Annotated in this window: 15 protein-coding genes and 2 tRNA genes; 11 read left to right on the top strand and 6 right to left on the bottom strand. The window is 64.1% G+C overall.

The window, feature by feature from the left end:
• The first annotated feature begins 103 nt into the window (after positions 1-103).
• From KIT10_08600 to KIT10_08590, 3 genes are all read left to right on the top strand, one after another.
• Positions 104-1,117, top strand: coding sequence for a YihY/virulence factor BrkB family protein (locus KIT10_08600; GenBank protein ID MCW5899317.1), 1,014 nt, complete (start codon positions 104-106; stop codon positions 1,115-1,117).
• Positions 1,118-1,181: 64 nt separating this feature from the next.
• Positions 1,182-2,165 (top strand): pyruvate dehydrogenase complex E1 component subunit beta, encoded by a 984-nt coding sequence (locus KIT10_08595; GenBank protein ID MCW5899316.1) that lies wholly within the window; start codon positions 1,182-1,184, stop codon positions 2,163-2,165.
• Positions 2,166-2,389: 224 nt separating this feature from the next.
• A complete protein-coding gene (locus KIT10_08590) occupies positions 2,390-4,591 on the top strand; it encodes a sodium-translocating pyrophosphatase (GenBank protein ID MCW5899315.1) in 2,202 nt (733 codons plus the stop codon).
• 75 nt (positions 4,592-4,666) lie between these two features.
• Here KIT10_08590 and KIT10_08585 read toward each other — a convergent pair whose 3' ends face one another.
• The 3 genes from KIT10_08585 to KIT10_08575 all read right to left on the bottom strand — a co-directional run bounded on the left by KIT10_08585 (position 4,667) and on the right by KIT10_08575 (position 7,781).
• Complete coding sequence (locus KIT10_08585) at positions 4,667-5,377, bottom strand: deoxynucleoside kinase (GenBank protein MCW5899314.1); 711 nt, start codon at positions 5,375-5,377, stop codon at positions 4,667-4,669.
• 95 nt (positions 5,378-5,472) lie between these two features.
• On the bottom strand, positions 5,473-6,273 hold the full coding sequence (locus KIT10_08580; GenBank protein MCW5899313.1) for a hypothetical protein: 801 nt from the start codon (positions 6,271-6,273) through the stop codon (positions 5,473-5,475).
• Positions 6,270-7,781, bottom strand: a complete 1,512-nt coding sequence (locus tag KIT10_08575) for a GH3 auxin-responsive promoter family protein (protein ID MCW5899312.1) — start codon at positions 7,779-7,781, stop codon at positions 6,270-6,272. Before KIT10_08575 ends, KIT10_08580 begins: the two co-directional genes overlap by 4 nt.
• Before the next feature lie 67 nt (positions 7,782-7,848).
• Between KIT10_08575 and KIT10_08570 the strand changes: the two genes are divergently transcribed.
• Positions 7,849-8,658 (top strand): DUF2797 domain-containing protein, encoded by an 810-nt coding sequence (locus tag KIT10_08570; GenBank protein MCW5899311.1) that lies wholly within the window; start codon positions 7,849-7,851, stop codon positions 8,656-8,658.
• A 97-nt stretch (positions 8,659-8,755) separates the two neighbouring features.
• Here KIT10_08570 and sppA read toward each other — a convergent pair whose 3' ends face one another.
• On the bottom strand, positions 8,756-10,561 hold the full coding sequence (gene sppA / locus KIT10_08565; GenBank protein ID MCW5899310.1) for a signal peptide peptidase SppA: 1,806 nt from the start codon (positions 10,559-10,561) through the stop codon (positions 8,756-8,758).
• Between the two features lie 128 nt (positions 10,562-10,689).
• Between sppA and folK the strand changes: the two genes are divergently transcribed.
• From folK to KIT10_08550, 3 genes are all read left to right on the top strand, one after another.
• Positions 10,690-11,157, top strand: a complete 468-nt coding sequence (gene folK / locus KIT10_08560; GenBank protein ID MCW5899309.1) for a 2-amino-4-hydroxy-6-hydroxymethyldihydropteridine diphosphokinase — start codon at positions 10,690-10,692, stop codon at positions 11,155-11,157.
• A gap of 17 nt (positions 11,158-11,174) precedes the next feature.
• Positions 11,175-11,831, top strand: a complete 657-nt coding sequence (locus tag KIT10_08555; GenBank protein ID MCW5899308.1) for a deoxynucleoside kinase — start codon at positions 11,175-11,177, stop codon at positions 11,829-11,831.
• Positions 11,832-11,929: 98 nt separating this feature from the next.
• Entirely contained in the window at positions 11,930-13,639 is a 1,710-nt protein-coding gene (locus KIT10_08550) for a hypothetical protein (protein ID MCW5899307.1), read from the top strand.
• 380 nt (positions 13,640-14,019) lie between these two features.
• Here the strand turns inward: KIT10_08550 and KIT10_08545 are convergent, their stop codons facing one another.
• Together KIT10_08545 and KIT10_08540 are read right to left on the bottom strand one after the other, a co-directional pair.
• Positions 14,020-14,997: a hypothetical protein gene (locus KIT10_08545; GenBank protein MCW5899306.1), complete on the bottom strand. Its 978-nt coding sequence runs from the start codon at positions 14,995-14,997 to the stop codon at positions 14,020-14,022.
• Positions 14,998-15,102: 105 nt separating this feature from the next.
• Positions 15,103-15,633: an RNA methyltransferase gene (locus KIT10_08540; GenBank protein MCW5899305.1), complete on the bottom strand. Its 531-nt coding sequence runs from the start codon at positions 15,631-15,633 to the stop codon at positions 15,103-15,105.
• A gap of 107 nt (positions 15,634-15,740) precedes the next feature.
• Here KIT10_08540 and mutS point away from each other — a divergent pair, with 107 nt between their 5' ends.
• The 4 genes from mutS (at position 15,741) to KIT10_08520 (ending at position 19,507) form a co-directional block, all read left to right on the top strand.
• Positions 15,741-18,398, top strand: coding sequence for a DNA mismatch repair protein MutS (gene mutS / locus KIT10_08535; protein ID MCW5899304.1), 2,658 nt, complete (start codon positions 15,741-15,743; stop codon positions 18,396-18,398).
• Between the two features lie 46 nt (positions 18,399-18,444).
• Positions 18,445-18,517 (top strand) — tRNA-Gly (locus KIT10_08530).
• Between the two features lie 48 nt (positions 18,518-18,565).
• Positions 18,566-18,650 (top strand) — tRNA-Leu (locus tag KIT10_08525).
• A gap of 2 nt (positions 18,651-18,652) precedes the next feature.
• Positions 18,653-19,507 carry a hypothetical protein gene (locus KIT10_08520; protein ID MCW5899303.1) on the top strand — a complete coding sequence of 285 codons (855 nt, stop codon included), beginning with the start codon at positions 18,653-18,655 and terminating at the stop codon, positions 19,505-19,507.
• Positions 19,508-19,513: the final 6 nt, after the last annotated feature.

Below are 19,513 nucleotides of genomic sequence, written 5' to 3'. Positions count from 1 at the left end.
GGGGCGGCGAAGTTAGCCCCGGGTGCGGTTCAAGGAAGGTCCCGGTCAGCGGGTTGAGTTCGGTCAGGCGCTCGCGCGAAGGCCCACGCTATTTTGGCGGCCCATGGAGTGTGGAAGGAACGAAGGCGGTGGCGTGCCCGGTATCCCCTTGCTGGGTTGGCTGTTCGGTCGGGTACGGCGCATCTGGCGCTTCATCCGCATGCTATTCAAGGCCTATCTGGAGGACGATACACTGGACCTCGGAGCGGCACTGGCCTTCTACACCATATTCTCCATCATGCCCATGTTGGTGGTGGTGATCGCCGTGGCGGGGCTGCTGGCCGGACCGGCGGCCGCCGAAGGGCAGTTGTTCGATCGGCTCACCGAATTCGTGGGCGAGGACACCGCCAAGGCCCTCCAGGGGCTGTTGGGCAACGCTTACGAAAGTGGCCAGGGCATTGTGGCCACCGTGGTGGGGTTGGTGACACTCATCCTGGGTGCCACCGGCGTGTTCAATGCGCTGAAGATCTCCCTCAATCGGATCTGGGAGATCCAACCCAGGCCCAAGAGCACCATCCTGGGCCTGCTCTTCGCGCGCCTGTTGTCCTTCTCCTTCGTGCTGGGCATGGGCTTCCTCATGGTGGTGAGTTTCCTGTTGAGCGCCCTGGTCACGGGCTTCGCGGGCAAGATCGCCGAACTGTTGCCCGGTGCGGCGGGTGTTTTCGTGGTGGCCGTCTCCAACGGTGTATCGTTGCTCATGACCGTGGGCGTGTTCGCCGCGCTGTTCAAGTACCTGCCCGATGCGAGGGTCACCTGGCGCGATGTGGTCCCTGGTGCGATCCTCACCACCTTGCTCTTCATCGTGGGCAAGTACGCGCTCACCTTCTACTTCCAGTTCTCCAACCCCGCCTCCGCATTCGGCGCGGCGGCCAGCCTGATGTCCCTGCTCCTGTGGGTGTACTACAGCTCGCAGATCTTCTTTCTGGGGGCGGAGTTCATCTACGTGTGGGCCCGCGAGCATGGCAGGCCCATCCTTCCCACGCCAGAAGCGGTGCAAGTGGTGAAGCAGGAGGTGGTGATGGAAGCCGGCCGCGTGGTGCGGACCCACAGCAAGCGCGACGAACTGGACACGCTATGACACGGGCGGGCTCGCCTACCTTTGGCGCCTGCCTGCCGCCGGCAGGCCCATTCCGAAGCACACCATGCGCACTGTACAGTTCCGCGAGGCCCTCTGCGAGGCGATGTCCGAGGAGATGCGCCGCGACCCCAATGTGTTCCTCATGGGCGAGGAGGTGGCCGAGTATGACGGCGCCTACAAGGTGAGCAAGGGCATGCTGGCGGAGTTCGGCGAGAAGCGCGTGATCGACACACCGATCGCCGAACTGGGCTTCACCGCCATCGGCGTGGGAGCCGCCATGAACGGCCTGCGCCCCATCATCGAATTCATGACCTGGAACTTCGCCATTCTGGCGGCCGACCAGATCATCAACCACGCGGCCAAGATGCTGCAGATGAGCGGGGGCCAGTTCCACGTCCCCATCGTGTTCCGCGGTGGCAATGGCAGCGCCGGACAACTGGCCGCCACGCACAGCCAGAGCTTCGATGCCATGTACGCCAACATCCCCGGCCTCAAGGTCATCAGCCCCAGCAACCCCTACGATGCCAAGGGACTGCTGAAGGCCGCCATCCGCGACGACGACCCCGTGCTTTTCATGGAGAGCGAGCGGATGTACGGCGACAAGGGCGAGATCCCCGACGGCGAGTACCTGCTCCCCATCGGCAAGGCCGACATCAAGCGTGAAGGGAAGGACGTGACGATCGTCTCCTTCAACAAGATGATGAAGGTGGCCCTGGGCGCGGCCGAGGAGCTCGCCAAGGAGGGCATCAACGCTGAAGTGATCGACCTGCGCACCATCCGCCCGTTGGACCACGAGACCATTCTCCGCAGTGTGATGAAGACCAACCGCCTGGTGGTGGTGGATGAGAACTGGCCCTTCGGCAGTGTCTCCAGTGAGGTGGCCTTCCGCGTGCAGAAGGACGCCTTCGACCACCTGGACGCCCCGGTGCTGCGCATCAACCAGGCGGACACGCCGCTGCCCTTCGCGCCCAACCTCATCGAGGCCAGCCTGCCCAACGTGCCCAAGGTGGTGCGGGCGGTGAAGGAGGTGATGTACCTGGTGAAGTAGAAGCTGGGGGTCGTTGGAAGTTGATAGGAAGAGACCACGCACAAGCCAGCGCTGGTTGAAGGCGGCGAGCGGCGATCTGGCCAACCTTCCACCGCCATCCAGGCTGCCAGCGGACGGCCCCCCTCAACCCACAACCTTCGAAAACCTATTTTTGCCGCCTTGCAAGGCGAAGCGCATTCATTTTCCCCTGAAAAACAAGGGATTAACACAAGGAACACACAACGATGGAACTGATGTACTTCATCCCGCTGATGGGATTGATCGGCCTGCTGGTGATGGTAGGCAAGGCGATGTGGGTGACCAAGCAGGATCCCGGTGAGAAGAACATGCAGGAACTGGCCGGCTACATCGCCCGCGGCGCCAGCGCCTTCCTCCGCGCCGAATGGAAAGTGCTCGGCGTGTTCGCCGTGATCGCCGCCGTGCTGCTCGCTTGGAGCGGCACCCTCGTGGAGCACAGCGATTGGGTGATCGCCGTCGCCTTCCTCATCGGCGCCTTCTTCAGCGCCTTCGCGGGCTGGATAGGGATGAACATCGCCACCAAGGCCAACGTGCGCACCACGCAGGCCGCGCGCAGCAGCCTGGCCCAGGCCCTGCGCGTGAGCTTCAACGGCGGCACCGTGATGGGCCTCGGCGTGGCCGGCCTCGCCGTGATGGGGATCAGCTCGCTCTTCATCCTCTTCTTCTCGATGTACGTCACCGACGGCAATGCCAATGGTGAGCAGATGATGACCGCCCTGGAGGTGCTCGCCGGATTCAGCCTCGGCGCCGAGAGCATCGCGCTCTTCGCCCGCGTGGGCGGTGGCATCTACACCAAGGCCGCCGACGTGGGCGCCGACCTGGTGGGCAAGGTGGAGGCGGGCATCCCGGAGGACGATCCGCGCAACCCGGCCACCGTGGCCGACAACGTGGGCGACAACGTGGGCGATGTGGCCGGCATGGGCGCCGACCTCTTCGGCAGTTACGTGGCCACCATCCTCGCCACCATGGTGCTGGGCCGCGAGGTGATCGCCAGCGGCGACAATTTCAACGGACTTTCTCCCATCCTGCTGCCCATGGTCATCGCCGGCATGGGCCTGCTCTTCTCCATCGTGGGCACCTTCTTCGTGCGCATCGCCAAGGACACCGACAGCGTGATGGCCGCCCTCAACAAGGGCAACATCGGCAGCATCGTGCTCACGGCCATCGCCAGTTATTTCCTCATCATGTGGATGATGCCGGAGACCATGAGTTTCCAGCGCGGTGAGGTGGTACTGGAGATCGCCCGCATGAATGTGTTCTGGGCGATCGTGCTTGGTCTGGTAGTGGGCTTCCTGATGAGCTACATCACCGAGTACTACACCAGCATGGGCCGCAAGCCGGTGGACAGCATCGTGCAGAAGAGCGGCACGGGCCACGCCACCAACGTCATCGGTGGTCTGGCCGTGGGCATGCAGAGCACCTTCCTGCCGATCCTGGTGCTCGCGGCGGGCATCTTCGGCGCCTTCGAACTCGCCGGTCTCTACGGTGTGGCCATAGCCGCCGCGGGCATGATGGCCACCACCGCCATGCAGCTGGCGATCGATGCCTTCGGCCCCATCGCCGATAATGCGGGCGGCATCGCCGAGATGAGTGGCCTGCCCAAGGAGGTGCGTGAGCGCACCGACATCCTCGATGCCACGGGCAACACCACCGCCGCCACCGGCAAGGGCTTCGCCATCGCTTCGGCGGCGCTCACCGCGCTGGCGCTCTTCGCGGCTTACGTGGGCCTGGCGGGCATCACCGCCATCGACATCTACAAGGCGCCCGTGCTGGCCATGCTCTTCGTGGGTGCCATGATCCCCTTCCTCTTCAGCTCGCTGGCGATCAACGCCGTGGGCAAGGCCGCCATGGACATGGTGAAGGAGGTTCGCCGCCAGTTCCGCGAGATCCCCGGCATCATGGAGGGCACCGCCCAGCCGGAGTATGAGAAGTGCGTGGAGATCAGCACCAAGGCCAGCATCAGGGAGATGATCGCGCCGGGGGCACTGGCGCTGTTGAGTCCCATCATCGTGGGCTTCGCCTTCGGTCCGGAGCCCCTTGGTGGCCTGCTGGCAGGGATCACCGTGAGCGGCGTGCTCATGGGCATCTTCCAGAACAACGCCGGCGGCGCTTGGGACAACGCCAAGAAGAGCTTCGAGAAAGGTGTGACCATCGATGGCCAGACCTACAAGAAGGGCAGCGATCCGCACAAGGCGGCCGTGACCGGTGACACTGTGGGCGATCCCTTCAAGGACACGAGCGGCCCCTCGATGAACATCCTCATCAAGCTCACCAGCATCGTGGCGCTGATCATAGCCCCGCACATCAATGCGGACCATCGCGGGCATGGCGAAGTGCCACAGGCGATCGAGGTGGAAGCCACGGCGCAGGTGGACGCCGATGCACTGGACCTCGCCGATCGTTTCTGATAGCACCCATCATACCCAACGAAGAAGCCCCGTCGTGTGCGACGGGGCTTCTTCGTTCTGGTCACGGACCCTACGTCAGCGCGCCTTGGCCAGTACCTTCTTCTTCTGTGCTGGAGCCGTGGGCTTCGCGGGCTTGGCGCTCTTCGCGGCACGGGGTGCCTTGTCCTCGGCGGGGAACAGCCCATGGATCTCCGCGTCGATCCGGCGGATGATCGTGCCCAGGTCCTCGGGGTCGCTGTGGAAGGAATTGTCCTCCACGTCCACGATCAGCAGCTTGCCCTTGTCGTAGGTCTGGATCCACGCCTCATAGCGCTCGTTCAGCCGCTTGAGGTAGTCGATGCTGATGGAGTTCTCGTACTCGCGGCCGCGTTCGGAGATCTGCTTCACCAGTTTTTCCACGGGCGCCTGCAGGTAGATCAGCAGGTCCGGCGGCGTGATCGCGTTGTCCATGTTCTGGAACAGGCGGAAGTAGTTCTCGAAGTCGCGCGTGGTCATCAGCCCCATGGCGTGCAGGTTGGGCGCGAAGATGAAGGCGTCCTCGTAGATGGTGCGGTCCTGGATCACATTGCGGCCGCTGCTGCGGATCTCCAGCAGCTGCTCGAAGCGCGAGTTGAGGAAGAAGATCTGGAGGTTGAAGCTCCAGCGCTGCATGTCCTTGTAGAAGTCGAAGAGGTAGGGGTTGTTGTCCACGGCCTCCTGCAACTGGTCCCACTTGTAGTGCTTGGCCAGCAATTGTGTGAGGGTGGTCTTGCCGGAGCCGATGTTGCCTGCGATGGCGATGTGCATGGTGCGATGGGCGTGGAAGGTGCGGGATGCGAAGGATGCGGACGAAGATACCGGCACCGTGGCGAAGCCGCGTGGCTTGTGGAAAAATCGTGCGGTCACGGCGTGCGTGGCCAGCGCAGCACACGGATCCGTTCCGCTTCGTGCAGATACACCAGCCCACGCTCCACGCGCACGTCGATCAGGTGCTTCGCGCCAAGTTCGAGTGGCGTGGTGGTGAAGTCGCGCATGTCGTAGGCCCAGGGCCGCCCTTCCGCGACGTACACGATGGTGTGGCCGCGCACCTCGAAACGCGTGGCGCCCCGGATGGGGATGGTGCGCACGTAGGTGCCGAAAAGATCGAAGACCAGGATGCCCTCCTTCGGGTCGTTCATGTACAGCCGGCTGTCGTATTCCTGCATGGCGACAGGCTTCGGCGTGAAGCCCAGCAACTGGTCCAGCCGGCCGGTGTCGGCATGCCGCCTCAGCTGCGCGTCCACCCGGATGGCCTGTAGGTCGCGCTCATCGAACAGCCAGAAGCCGTTCTGCACGCTCATGCACACGAGCACCACCTGCGGGAAGCCGTTGCGCGGAAGGTGGATGATGCTGCCCTGCACGGCCAGGGTGTTGTCCAGCACGGCCAGCTGGCCCTGCCCCGGGGAGAAGACCATCGGCTTGAACGAGTAGAAGGCATCGATGACGGCTATGCGGCCGAAGGTCTTCACGCTGTTGCGCAGCCGCTCCTGGCCTTGCGTATCGAAGAGGATGAGTTCATCCCCTTGGAGCGCATAGACATGGCCCATCTCATCGGTGGTGATCAGATCGAAGCGCCCAGGGATGGTCCAGCCGTCCGCCGTGGTCTGGCCCAGGGCCGTTGCGGCCCAGGGGATGAAGGCGAGTCGCGCTATCGTACACCTCATGTGGTGGAGGGTGCGAGGATGGCTTCGAGGTAGCTGCGGTCGTTGCTGAGGCGTGGCACCTTGTGCTGGCCGCCGAGTTTGCCACGCTCCTTCATCCACGCATGGAACGTGCCGATCGGCAACTTGTGCACCACGGGTGGCCGCAGGGCCATGTCGCCCCGCCGCTTGGCGTCGTAGTCGCTGTTCAGCGTGCGCAGTTCCTTGTCCAAGGCCTGGATGAAGCCGTCCAGATCGGCCGGTGCACGCTCGAACTCGATGGCCCATTCATGTCCGCCGCGCGCGCCGCCATCCATGTACACCGGCCCGGCCGTGTATTCGTTCACCACGGCACCGGTGGCGCGGCATGCCGCTTCGATCGCCCGGTCGGCGTTGTCCACGATGAGCTCCTCGCCGAAGGCGTTGATGAAGCTGCGCGTGCGGCCACTCACCTGGATGCGGTAGGGCTTCACGCTGGTGAAACGCACGGTGTCGCCGGGCATGTAACGCCACAATCCGCCATTGGTGCTGATCACCAGCGCGTAGTTGCCGCCCTCCTCCACCTCGTCCAGCAGCAAGGTGCGCGGGTTCGCCCGGCCGACCTCCTCGAGGGGCATGAATTCATAGAAGATGCCGTAGTCGAGCATCAGCAACATGTCGTCGGCACCCCGGCGGTCCTGCACGGCGAAGAAACCCTCGGAGGCGTTGTAGCTCTCCAGGTAGTTCATGGTGGGCGAGGGGATGAGCGCTTCGAACTGCGCGCGATAGGGCCTGAAGCTGACCCCGCCGTGCATGAAGAGTTCGAGGTTGGGCCATACTTCCAGGATGTCGCGCTTGCCGCTGATCTCCAGGATGCGTTTCAGTAGCACCAGCGTCCACGATGGTACCCCGGCGATGCAACGCACGTCCTCGCGCATGGTCTCGCGCGCCATCTTCTCGATCTTCTCCTCCCAATCGTCCAGCAGCGCCGTCTCGATCACCGGGGTGCGACGCAACTCGACCCAGATGGGCAGGTTGCGGATGATGATGGCCGAGAGGTCGCCACTATAGGCGTCCGGGCGCAAGCGCTCGATGGTGCTGCTGCCGCCCACCACCAGCGCCATGCCTTGGTAGAGCTTGCTTTCCGGGAACTGCTGGTAGTGCAGCGCCACCAGGTCCTTGCCGCCCTTGTAGTGGCAGTCCTCCAACGCTTCCAGGCTCACGGGTATGAACTTGCTGCGGGCGCTGGTGGTGCCGCTGCTCTTGGCGAACCAGCGGATGTCCGTGGGCCATAGGAGGTTCTGTTCGCCTTTGCGCAAGCGTTCCACCCAGGGCTTCACGTCCTCGTAATCCTGGATCGGTAAGCGTTCGCGGAAGACCTGTGGGTCGGTGATGGTGGAATAATCATGGCGCCGGCCCCAACTGGTATAACATGCGGTACGCACCAGATAGTGGAACACCTCCAACTGCGCCAAGCGGGGGTGCTCGCGGAACAGATCGATCTGCTGCAGCCGCTTGCGGATGAGAAAACCGAACAGGGTGTTGAAGGGCATGGCGCGTGGATCGGGTGGGCGAAGATGGCACGCTAACTTCCAGCCGAAAAGATAGTCACCGCCGCCCATGACCGAAGGCACGCCCCTGCTGAAGATGACCGCTACGCTGGACAATGGACGGGTGCGCTACCTCCTCCCGGCCGGTGAGGGGTTATGGATCGATGGGCTGCTTGGCCGGGCCTTCACCCTGCGCGCCACGGGTCTGCTGACCTGCGTTTCCTGCGGGAAGCGGGTGAAGAAGTTCTACGGCCAGGGGTTCTGCTACCCGTGCCTGCGCGATGCGCCGGAGGCCGCTGAATGCATCGTGCGGCCGGAATTGTGCAAGGCCCACTTGGGCGAGGGTCGCGATCCGGATTGGGAACGCGCCCATCATGCCACCGAGCATGTGGTGTACATGAGTTGGACGGGCGGGATCAAAGTGGGTGTCACACGCGCCACACAGCTGCCGGTGCGCTGGATAGACCAGGGAGCCGCCGCCGCCCTGGTGGTGGCGCGCACGCCCTATCGCCAACTCGCTGGCCTCATCGAAGTGGACCTGAAGCGCCATTTCGCGGACCGCACCGATTGGCGGGCCATGCTTCGTGCCGTGGAACCCGATCCGGCACCGCTGCTGGTCGCAAGGGATCGCCTGTTCCCCTTGTTGCGGCATGACCTGCGCGAATACCTGGTGGAGGATGCCTCGCCGGTGACCTTGAGCTATCCGGTGCTGGCCTGGCCGCCCAAGGTCGCCAGCGTGAAGCTGGAGAAGGCGCCGGAGATCACGGGCCGGCTGCTGGGGGCCAAGGGCCAGTACCTCATCTGGGAGGATGGTCGGGTGCTGAACGTGCGGAACCATGCCGGTTGGCACGTGGAAGCGTTCCCGGCAGACGCCCCGTAACCTTCCCTGTGGGCACCCGTTCAAGCACCCGGGTTTTGGTCAGTGATCTGATCGATAGGGCAAGCGAGGGGCTCCGGTTTTCCGGGGCCCTTCGTACTTATTCGATGTCCAGATCGAAGGGCATGCGGGCCAGGATGCCCATTTGGCGGCGTGCTTCGCTGGCCTGCTTGTAGCTGCGCAGGGTGCGGGCATCGTCGCCCAGGACCTGCGTCACGGCCCAGGCGTTGGCCCCACCTTTCAGGTCTTCCAGGATCTGTTCGATCAGCTCCTTCTGTTTGGGCAGTTCCACGATGCGCGGGTCGTCCAGTCCGGCCAATTCATTGGCGGCGGCGATGGCATCCTCCAGCCCGCCCAGTTCGTCCACCAGCCCCAGCCGCTTGGCGTCGGTGCCGGTCCAAACACGGCCCTGGGCGATGGCGTCCACCTGGTCACGCGTCAAGTTCCGCCCTTCGGCCACGCGCTGCAGGAAGGTCTCGTAGAAGTCGTCCACGTAGGTCTGGATCAACTGCTTTTCCCGCTTGGTGAGGGGGCGGCTCACGGAGAGCAGGTCGGCGTACGTGTGGGTCTTCTCCCCATCGAAGGTGATGCCCAGCTTGTTCTTGAAGAAGCCCTGCATGTTGGGGATGATGCCGATCACACCGATGGAACCGGTGATGGTGCTGGGCGAAGCGTAGATCTTGTTCGCGGCGGCGCTGATGTAATAGCCTCCCGATGCGGCCACGTTGCCCATGCTCACCACCACGGGCTTCTCGGCGCGGGTGCGTTCCACCTCTCGCCAGATGACGTCGCTGGCCAGCGCGCTGCCGCCGGGCGAATTCACGCGCAGCACCACCGCCTTGATGGTGCTGTCCTCGCGGGCCTCGCGGATGGTCTTCGAGAGGCTGGCGCTGCCGATGCTCTCCGCGTCACCCTTGCCCAGGTCGATACCCCCCTGTGCGTAGATGACCGCGAGTTTTTCGCGCTTGTCACCATCCTTGCCACGGGTCTTTTCCTGCTTGGGGGTGAAGGAGCGTCGGTAGGTGGCCAGGCTGGCCACGCGGATGTCCTTGCCCGCTTCGAGATCGAGCCGGGTGCGCAGGGTGTCCAGCAGCTGGTCGCGGTAGAGCAGTCCGTCCACCAGCCCGAAGACCAGGGCGGAGTCGGCGTTGCGGATCAGGGCGCTGTCCACGATCAGATCGATGCGGGCCTCGGGGGTCTTCCGCGCAGCGGCCACAGCTGCCCGGTGATCGGCCCACACACCATTTAGGATCGTGCGGATCTGCTCCCGGTTGGCGGGGCTCATCCGGTCCTCGGTGTAGGTCTCCCCGAAGCTCTTGAACTGGTTGTTGCTGCCCCGCACCAGGTGGATGTCGATGTCGAGCTTTTCGAACATGCCCTTCAGGAACATGTACTCCGTGCGCAGGCCGCGGTATTCCAAGTCGCCCACGGGCTGCAGGTAGATCTCATCCGCTGCGGTGGCCAGATAGTAGGCCCCTTGCGAAAAGTTGTCGGCATAGGCGATCACCGGTTTGCCGCTGACCTCCCTGAATTCGATCAGCTTGTCGCGGATCTCGCGCAGCGTGGCCAACCCGCCCTGCACTTCGGAAAGGTCCAGGAATACGCCGGCGATCTTCTCATCGGTCTTGGCGTTCTCCAGGCAGGCCAGCACGTCATTGAGGCCAATGCTCCTTGCGCCGCTGAACGGCCCCAGGTCGATGTCCAGCTGGTCCTTGCGGCCGCGGTCCACCAATACCTCGTCCATGGTGAGATGCAGCAGGGTGTTGTCCTTGATCGCGACCTGCTTCCCGGAGGAGAATCCCGAACTCAGGGCAGCAAGGGTGCCAAGGAAGAGCAGGAACATCACCACGCTGACGAGCAGCAGGCCGACCATGGTGGCGAGGACGTACTTGAGGAACTGTTTCATGGCTGTACCGGAGGGGCTGGTTCTTGATATTGATGCCGCAAGCTACCCTGCGCTTCGCCCTCCGGAATGGGCGATCACATGAGCGGGGGGCGCACGGGATGGAAGGCCTGCCGGATAGCTTTGGCGCCATGGCCGAAGTGCTGCTCTCCCTGGGCGCCGACCTGGGCGACCCGGCCCTGCAACTCGATGAGGCGGAACGGCGCATCGGCGCAGTGGTGGGCGGCGTGCTCGCCCGCAGCCGCGACCATTGGACCGAACCGTGGGGCTTCACTGGCGACCGGCTCTTTTTGAACCGCGCCCTCCTGCTGCGCACGACCATAGAGCCTGATGAGCTGATGGGCCGGCTGTTGGGGGTCGAGGCCGAACTGGGAAGGGAACGAAAGCGGGGTGAAGGCACTGTTCCGCGCACCGCCGACATCGACATCCTCCTGTACGATGACCGGGTCATCGACCGCCCGGGACTCACCGTACCGCACCCGCGCATGCACCTGCGCACCTTCGCGCTGGCCCCGGCGGCCGACATCGCACCGGGCATGAGGCATCCGATACTCGGTCGATCGGTGCTGGAGTTGCTCCACGATCTTCGTCGACCCTAGCGTGCCCGAAAACCCGCATGGAACGACCGAACGAGACCAGTGCCGCACCGCCTCCCTATGTGGCCATCGAGGGCCTCATCGGCGCGGGCAAGACCACCCTGGCGAAGCGCCTGGCGGCGGAATGGGGCGCACGGCTGGTACTGGAGGAGTTCGATGACAACCCCTTCCTGCCGCGCTTTTACGAGTCACCCGAGCGCTATGCCTTCACCGTGGAGCTGTCCTTTCTGGCACAGCGCTACCACCAACTCAAGCGCATCACCGAGCAGGACCTCTTCCAGCCGCGCACCGTGGCGGACTACTCCTTGGGCAAGTCGCTCGTATTCGCCAGCGTCACGCTCCCACCGGATGAATACACGCTGTTCCGCGACCTGTACGCCATCATGTACGGCGACCTGCCCGGACCGGATCTCATCGTCTACCTGCACCTGGGGCCTGAGCGTCTTCAGGAGCGTATCCGTTCCCGGGGACGAGGCTACGAGCAGAGCATCGGCACGGAATACCTGTTGCGCTTGCAGGAGCGTTACATGGACCACTTGCGCAAACAGCAACTGGCGCGTGTGCTGGTGGTGGACCTCGGAGCGAAGGACCTGCTCCACGACACCGAGGCGCACCACCGACTGGTGCGGGAGATCACGCGGCACGATGCGCCACAATACCAGGTGGTCGCCCTCTGAACACCGCCGATCGTGGACAACCTGTGATGATGGTGCTCAGGGGGGCGGGCGCGATAGTGTTTATACTTGCCCCCGAAATCCAGAAAACGGATCCACGCATGGAAAAGCGGCAACTCCTAGGCCTCCTGACGGCGATCGCGGTGACCCTCGTATTGAGCGGTTGCGGCGGGTTGGGCAAGATGAACAAGTACGCGGAGAACATCAAATACACCCTTGATCCGAACCCCTTGATCGTCCAAGGCGATTCGGTGGCCGTGAACATCAACGGCAACTTTCCCGGCAAGTACTTCCACAAGAAGGCCCAGGTGGAACTGACCCCCACACTCACGTACACCGGCGGGGAAACGGCTTACAAAACGGCCTATTTCCAAGGCGAGAACGCCGTTGGCAACTACACCGTGATCCCCTACGAGACCGGCAAGGCCTTCAGCTACTCGCACAAGGTGGCCTACACGCCCAGCATGGCCCAAAGTGAATTGATGCTGAAGATCCTGGGCAAGCAGGGCAAGAAAGAGAAGGAGTTCGACCCCGTGAAGCTGGCCGATGGCGTGATCACCACACCCTACCTCATGCTCAGCGACGACAAGGTGTTGCTGGGCAGGGACGCCTTCCAGCGCGTCACCGCCCACAGCGAGAATGCCACCATCAACTACCTGGTGAACTCCAGCGTGGTGCGCCCCAGCGAAGTGTACGAAGCCGACGTGAAGGCCATGGCCGCCTTCATCAAGGGCATCGCCGCCAAGGGCAACATCGAGTTGAAGACGCTGAGCATTGATGCCTGGGCCAGCCCCGAGGGGGAACTCAGCCTGAATGAGAACCTCGCCAGCGATCGTGCCAAGAGCGCCCAAGCCTGGGCCAAAGGGGAACTCACCCGCGCCAAGAACGAAGCAGCCAAAGGGGAGGCCTTCTATCAGTTGAACCCCCGAGGCGAGGATTGGGACGGCTTCAAGAAGGCCATGCAGGCCAGCAACGTTGCGGACCGCGACCTGGTGCTCCGCGTACTGGAGATGTACCCCGATGTGAGCAAGCGCGAACAGGAGATCCGCAACATGGCGGCCACCTACCTGGAGATCCGCGACAAGATCCTGCCCGCCCTGCGCCGCAGCGAGATGAAGTTGAATTACGAGCGCGTGGGCAAGACCGACGAGCAGATCACGGCCATGAGCAAGTCCATGCCCGACTCCCTCACCAATGAGGAACTCCTTTGGGCCGCCACCCTCACCACCGACCTCAACGAGCAACTGCGCATCTACCGCGAGGCGGAGCGCATCTACCCCAGCGACTACCGCGGCGCCAACAACGTGGGTTGGGTGCTGATGCAGCAGAACAAACTCGCCGATGCCGAGGCCCAGTTCCAGAAGGCCAACGGCATCCAGGACAACCCCGTGAGCACGAACAACCTGGGGGTTGTGGCCCGCCTGAAGGGCGACCGCAAGAAGGCCACCGAGCACTACAACAAGGCCATGGCCGCAGGACCCGAGGTGAAGTACAACCTGGGCATCGTCAACATCCAGAATGGGGACTACGGCGCGGCGAACAGCAACATGAGCGGTACCAACAGCTTCAACGCCGCATTGGCCAAGATGCTCGGTGGGGACGCCGCCGGGGCGAAGACCATTCTAAGCCAGTCCCCCGAGAAGGATACCGCCCAGGGACATTACCTGATGGCCATCATCGGGGCCCGCACCAACGACGGAAACCTGGTGCGCGACCAGATCGGCCTGGCGGTGCAGAAGGATGCCAGCCTCCGCGAAAAGGCGCTGAAGGACCTCGAGTTCCGCGCCTATAAGGGCCAGTTGGGCCTCTGATACTCGCCACGACCAAGACCGGAAGCCCCTCCCACAAGAGGGGCTTCTTCTTGTGGGTATGCGCTGCAAGGCCGTCTTGCGCACACGGGCCTGCGGATCAGGAGTTGGCCATCGAGCGTTGGGACATGCCATTCCGCGATCGGGGGTCATGGACCTGGTCACCTGTAGCACGGATCGTGCGCGATCATGCGATTGGCACCGGCATGCGGCTTGGATGGAATGGTGCCATGTCGCAGTGGGCGCCAGCCGGTCGTATCCGCATCGATCGGGAGGCCATGCACAGGCTCCGAGGGCGCCGGGGCCCTATGATTACGGGGCACCGAAAGTGAACGCCCCAACGAGGATCCTCGGTGGGGCGTTCGCTTTCGCGGAGCAAAGGCTCAGAACACGATCTTCTGGCGGCGGATGCGGGCGCGGTACTTCTTGGAGCCGCTGCGGTACTTGTACATCTTGTAGTGCATGTGCCACTTCAGGAAGAGGTAGGCGTCCAGGTCGTTGGGGTCGCCGCGTTGCTGCCCGGCCACCGTGGGGTTGAGGCCCGCCTCGTAGAGCGCCCCCACGCCCAAGCTCGGGTCGGCGAGGTAGGCGGCCATGTCGCCATACGCCTCCCGTATGGCGTTGTTGTCGTAGTACACGCCGCTCACATCGTCGATGTAATCGGTGAAGGTCTTCGTGTATTGCAGTTCAAGCCCGCCGCTCCAGTGCTTGTTGAAGGCCTTGCGCACCCCGATGCCCATGGGGATGCAAAGCCCGAGATTGTCATACTCCTCCGCGCCACCCGGCAATCCCTGGCCTTCGGTTCCCAGGGGCTTCAAGCGTACCCAGGCGTTGTTGTACTGGGCGCGGGGGTCGAAGTAGAAGCCGCCGATGCCACCGAAGAAGTAGAGACCCACCCGGCTGGATTTGGTGCCCTTCACGCCGCGCAGGTCGTAGACATGGCCCAATTCCTCCTTATAGATGTGCAACTCATAGAGCAGCGCCAACTCCAACACGTCGGATTTGAAACTCAGGTTACGGTTGTTCCGAAAGGGCTCCAGCGTGAGGTTGTCGTTGCCCGCCAGGATGCCGTAGGTGAAATTCAAGCGGAAGGCCATCTTCCGCTTCACGTAGTAGCGGTATCCCAGGCTCAGCGATGGCCGCGTCTGGCTGATCTCCAGGTCCCAGATGAAGGGTGAACCGATCTGGTTGCGGCCACCCAACTCGCCCAGGAAGTTGGAAATGCCCAAGCCTGGCGTGATCTCCTGCCGGTGGGTCTTCCAGTAGGTGGACTGCCGGAAGTATTGCGCCTCCAAGTGGCCGCCCAGCATGATGCCCAGGAATGCGAGGAATATCGCAGGACGCAGGGACGGGTCACGCATGGGGCGAGGGGCGATGTGGCCAAATATAGACGCTTTGCCCGGTCACGGTTGCCCACAACGCGGCAACCTCTTCCCCAAGAGGCTGTCAACTCGCCCGGCTGTCGTTCATCGCGAGAACCACCAACTGACCACGCCGGCGCACACGGCCACATTGAGGGAGTGCTTGCTACCCCGCTGCGGCACCACCACGCAGGCATCGCAGATCGCCACCACCTCCTCCGAAACGCCATGAAGTTCGTTGCCCAGCACCAAGGCCAACGGGCGCCGTGGGTCGTGCCGGAATTCCATCAAGGGCGTGGCTTGCGCGGTCTGTTCCACCGCCAGCGCCATGTACCCTGCCGCTTGGAGCCCCCTCACGGCATCCAAAGCGTTCGGCGCATGCCGCCAGGGCACTGCCAAGGTGGCGCCCAAGGCGGTCTTCTCGATCTCGCGATGCGGTGGCAGCGGCGTGAATCCGCAGAGCACCAGGCCCTCCAGCCCGAAGGCGTCCGCCGTGCGGAACATGGAGCCCACATTGTGCCGGCTGCGGATATCGTCCAAGACCAGCGTGATGTGCTTCAGGGGCTGGTCGCGGTACCGATCGGGCGCCACGCGGCCCAATTCGTCCATGTGCAGCTTGCGGTCGCCCTGGGGCATGATCGTGGGGAACTCGTGCGGAAGGGGAGGTCGAAGATGGGCTGTGCGCCGCGCGCCGGTGCCTACCTTTCCGGGCCGCGAAAGTAGGCTCCGAACGCGGGCATGATATGGCGAAGAAGACGGCCGGCGAGACCCCGCTGATGGACCAGTACGGGAAGATCAAGGCGCGCTACCCGGATGCGCTCCTGCTCTTCCGCGTGGGTGACTTCTATGAGACCTTCGGCCAGGACGCGATCACGGCGTCCAAGGTGCTCGGTATCGCGCTGGCGCGCCGCAACAACGGTGGCAACGCCGACATGGAGCTGGCGGGCTTTCCGCACCACGCTTTGGACAACCATCTGCCCAAGCTGGTGCGTGCGGGCCATCGGGTGGCCATCTGCGACCAATTGGAGGACCCCAAGCTGGCCAAGTCCGTGGTGAAGCGCGGGGTCACCGAGGTGGTCACACCCGGGGTGGCCTTCAGCGACCAGGTGGTGGAGCACCGCAGCAACCACTGGCTCGCCGCGCTTTGTCAAGGAGGCGATCGGTTCGGCGTCGCCTTCCTCGATGTCACCACCGGAGAATTCCTGGTGGCCGAGGAGGACGCCACCCAGGTGGCCAAATTGCTGGATGGCCATGCCCCCAAGGAACTGTTGTTGCCGAAGGGAAAAGCGGGTGAGGAGCTGCTGGCCCTGGCCGGGCACTGGCGCACCTACGCCCTGGACGATTGGGTCTTCACGGACGACTTCGCGCGCGAACGTCTGTTGCAACACTTCGGCACCGCCTCCTTGAAGGGTTTCGGTATCGAAGAGCTGCGGCTGGGCCAGCGCGCCGCTGGTGCCGTGCTCCACTACCTGGGTGAGACCTGCCACGACCGCCTCGCGCACGTGGCCCGGATCAGCAGGTTGCGTCCGGCCGACCATGTGGGACTCGATCGTTTCACGGTGCGGAACCTGGAACTGATCGCCCCGGTGAATGAAGGCGGCCGCACCTTGCTGGAGGCGATGGACGGATGCGTGACACCCATGGGTTCCCGGCTTCTCAAGCGCTGGATCCTCTTCCCCTTGTTGGATATGGCCGCCATCGAAGCCCGGCTGGATACCGTGGCGGACCTGGTGGCGAACGGGCCGCTGACAGGCACGCTCGGGGAGCTTCTGGACGGAGTGGGCGACCTGGAAAGACTGGCCGGCCGGGCCGCCGCTGGCCGGCTGCATCCGCGTGACCTGCTGCGGCTGCGTGCCGCCCTGGAAGCGGCCTTGCGGATCCGCGAGAACCTGGCCCCAGCGGGCGATGCGCTCGCGACCCGGGCGGCCATTTTGGACGTGCCGGAGGATCTCGGTGGTCGGATCGCGGCCACCATCGCGCCCGATACGCCCGCCACCCTGGCCAAAGGCGGAGTGGTCCGCGCTGGCGTGCACGCGGAATTGGATGAGTTGCGGCATGTGGCGGCGCACGCCAAGGACCTGTTGCTGGATGTGCAGCGCCGCGAGATCGGCCGCACGGGCATCACCGGTCTGAAGGTGGGCTTCAACAATGTCTTCGGTTACTACCTGGAGGTGCGCAACACGCACCGCGACAAGGTCCCCGGCGATTGGGTGCGCAAGCAGACCCTGGTCAGTGCGGAGCGGTACATCACCGAGGAATTGAAGACACTGGAGGAGAAGATCATGGGCGCCGAGGAGCGCATCCTGGCACTGGAGCAGGAGGTCTTCAAGGCGCTGGTGGACGCTGTGGTGGCCGCGATCGCACCGCTGCAAGCCACCGCTGCGGCCTTGGCGGAGCTGGACGTCTTGCGCGGTTTCGCGGTCCATGCGCGCTCATTCAACTATTGCCGGCCCGAATTCACGGCGGGCCTGGGTCTGGACATCCGGAGCGGCAGGCACCCGGTGATAGAACAACAGTTGCCGCCTGATGCGCCGTATGTGGCCAACGACGTGCTATTGGATCCCACCGACCGGCAGATGGTGATGATCACCGGGCCGAACATGAGCGGCAAATCGGCCCTGTTGCGCCAGACGGCCCTGATCGCCCTGATGGCCCAGACCGGCAGTTATGTGCCGGCCGCACAGGTGCGCATGGGGCTGGTGGACCGTGTCTTCACGCGGGTGGGCGCCTCGGACAACCTGAGCACAGGCGAGAGCACCTTCATGGTGGAGATGAACGAGACGGCCAGCATCCTCAACAACCTCAGCGCGCGTGGCTTGATCCTGTTGGACGAGATCGGCCGCGGCACCAGCACCTACGATGGCATTTCCATCGCCTGGGCCATCGCCGAATTCCTCCACGAGCATCCGGCCCGCCCCAAGACGCTCTTCGCCACGCACTACCACGAATTGAATGAGATGGCCGCGCTGTTCCCCCGCATCCACAACGCCAATGTGGCGGTGCGCGAGGTGGATGGTCGTGTGCTCTTCCTCCGCAAGCTCGTACCCGGTGGCAGCGACCGCAGCTTCGGCATCCATGTGGCCCGCATGGCGGGCATGCCCGCCAAGGTGGTGGCCCGCGCGGAAAAGGTGCTGGCCCACCTGGAGCGCAGCCACGCCGGTGACCTCGGCGACCGCGAGGCCGGCGCTGCGCCGCTGCAGCGGCCTCGCGGCGCAACGGAAGGCCTTGGTCGCGAAATGCAATTGAGCTTCTTCCAGCTGGACGACCCGGCCATCGAGGGCATCCGCTCGGAGATCGAGGCCTTGGACATCGATACGCTCACCCCGGTGGAGGCCCTGCTGAAACTGCATGGCATCAAGCGCATGGTGGGCTCCAGCAAGCCGCGCCTGCGCAAGGCATGATCGGACCATTCGGGATCGCGGACGGCATCCTATATTTGCGCCCCACGCGAGAGTAGCTCAGTTGGTAGAGCACGACCTTGCCAAGGTCGGGGTCGCGGGTTCGAGTCCCGTTTCTCGCTCAGATGCCTCCCCGCCGGGAGGCATCGCTATTTTGGGCCGGCCCGCCCGCCCGGGTGGTGGAATGGTAGACACGAGGGACTTAAAATCCCTTGGTCCGCAAGGGCCGTGTGGGTTCAAGTCCCACCCCGGGCACGATGGAAGAAGCACCGCTGCCGCGCACGCGGATCGCGCCCACGCCCAGCGGTTACCTCCACGCGGGCAATGCGGTGAACTTCCTGCTCACCCGGCGGCTGGCTGACCACTTCGGCGCACGCCTGTTGTTGCGCATCGATGACCTGGATACGGAACGCGCGAGGCCGGCCTACCTGCAGGAAGTCTTCGAGGGCCTGGCCTGGCTGGGCATCCATTGGGATGAAGGCCCGCGCGATGCCCGGGACCATGTGGCGAACTGGTCACAGACACGACGTCTGGATCGCTATCAGGCCCTGGCGGATGCGCTTCGCGTACGGGGGCACCTCTATGCCTGCACCTGTTCCAGACGGTCCATCCGTCAGCATGCCGCACCTGGGAACGCTTGTCCCTGCAAGGGGAGGGACCTGCCGTTCGATACGCCGGACACCGCCTGGCGGTTGCTGGTCCCACAGGGAACGATCGTGCGCGTGCCCAGACTTTTCGGTGGCGAGGAGGAGGTGGATGTCGCACTTGCCATGGGCGATGCGGTGCTGCGACAGCGGGATGGTCGGCCTGCCTACCAACTGGCTTCACTGGCCGATGATGTGGACCGCGGCATCACCTTCATCGTTCGTGGCATGGACCTGCTGCCCTCCACGGCCTGCCAGCGGCACATCGCGGAGCTGCTGGGTCTGGAGGCCTTCCTGCGCGTGCGGTTCGCGCATCACCCGTTGTTGCTCGATGAGGCCGGGGAGAAGCTCTCCAAATCCGCGGGCGCTTACGCCCTGCGTTCCATACGCGAAGCGGGCACGGGCCCGGAGCACTTGATCGCGAAAGCGGATGCTTTGTTCAAGGCCCTGGCCGCCGGAGCGTTCTGACCCCTG

This window comes from Flavobacteriales bacterium (assembly GCA_026129465.1).
Taxonomy (GTDB): domain Bacteria; phylum Bacteroidota; class Bacteroidia; order Flavobacteriales_F; family PHOS-HE28; genus PHOS-HE28.
The sequence above is the reverse complement of the archived record's forward strand: the minus strand, read 5'-3'. Positions and strand labels throughout refer to the sequence as shown.

What these genes read in the sequence shown, in the direction of transcription:
- sppA (MCW5899310.1), bottom strand. Translation starts at nt 10,561, where the DNA reads ATGAAACAGTTCCTCAAGTACGTCCTCGCCACCATGGTCGGCCTGCTG.
- KIT10_08595 (MCW5899316.1), top strand. Translation starts at nt 1,182, where the DNA reads ATGCGCACTGTACAGTTCCGCGAGGCCCTCTGCGAGGCGATGTCCGAG.
- mutS (MCW5899304.1), top strand. Translation starts at nt 15,741, where the DNA reads ATGGCGAAGAAGACGGCCGGCGAGACCCCGCTGATGGACCAGTACGGG.
- KIT10_08585 (MCW5899314.1), bottom strand. Translation starts at nt 5,377, where the DNA reads ATGCACATCGCCATCGCAGGCAACATCGGCTCCGGCAAGACCACCCTC.
- KIT10_08590 (MCW5899315.1), top strand. Translation starts at nt 2,390, where the DNA reads ATGGAACTGATGTACTTCATCCCGCTGATGGGATTGATCGGCCTGCTG.
- KIT10_08545 (MCW5899306.1), bottom strand. Translation starts at nt 14,997, where the DNA reads ATGCGTGACCCGTCCCTGCGTCCTGCGATATTCCTCGCATTCCTGGGC.
- folK (MCW5899309.1), top strand. Translation starts at nt 10,690, where the DNA reads ATGGCCGAAGTGCTGCTCTCCCTGGGCGCCGACCTGGGCGACCCGGCC.
- KIT10_08600 (MCW5899317.1), top strand. Translation starts at nt 104, where the DNA reads ATGGAGTGTGGAAGGAACGAAGGCGGTGGCGTGCCCGGTATCCCCTTG.
- KIT10_08540 (MCW5899305.1), bottom strand. Translation starts at nt 15,633, where the DNA reads ATGCCCCAGGGCGACCGCAAGCTGCACATGGACGAATTGGGCCGCGTG.
- KIT10_08570 (MCW5899311.1), top strand. Translation starts at nt 7,849, where the DNA reads ATGACCGAAGGCACGCCCCTGCTGAAGATGACCGCTACGCTGGACAAT.
- KIT10_08550 (MCW5899307.1), top strand. Translation starts at nt 11,930, where the DNA reads ATGGAAAAGCGGCAACTCCTAGGCCTCCTGACGGCGATCGCGGTGACC.
- KIT10_08520 (MCW5899303.1), top strand. Translation starts at nt 18,653, where the DNA reads ATGGAAGAAGCACCGCTGCCGCGCACGCGGATCGCGCCCACGCCCAGC.
- KIT10_08580 (MCW5899313.1), bottom strand. Translation starts at nt 6,273, where the DNA reads ATGAGGTGTACGATAGCGCGACTCGCCTTCATCCCCTGGGCCGCAACG.
- KIT10_08555 (MCW5899308.1), top strand. Translation starts at nt 11,175, where the DNA reads ATGGAACGACCGAACGAGACCAGTGCCGCACCGCCTCCCTATGTGGCC.
- KIT10_08575 (MCW5899312.1), bottom strand. Translation starts at nt 7,781, where the DNA reads ATGCCCTTCAACACCCTGTTCGGTTTTCTCATCCGCAAGCGGCTGCAG.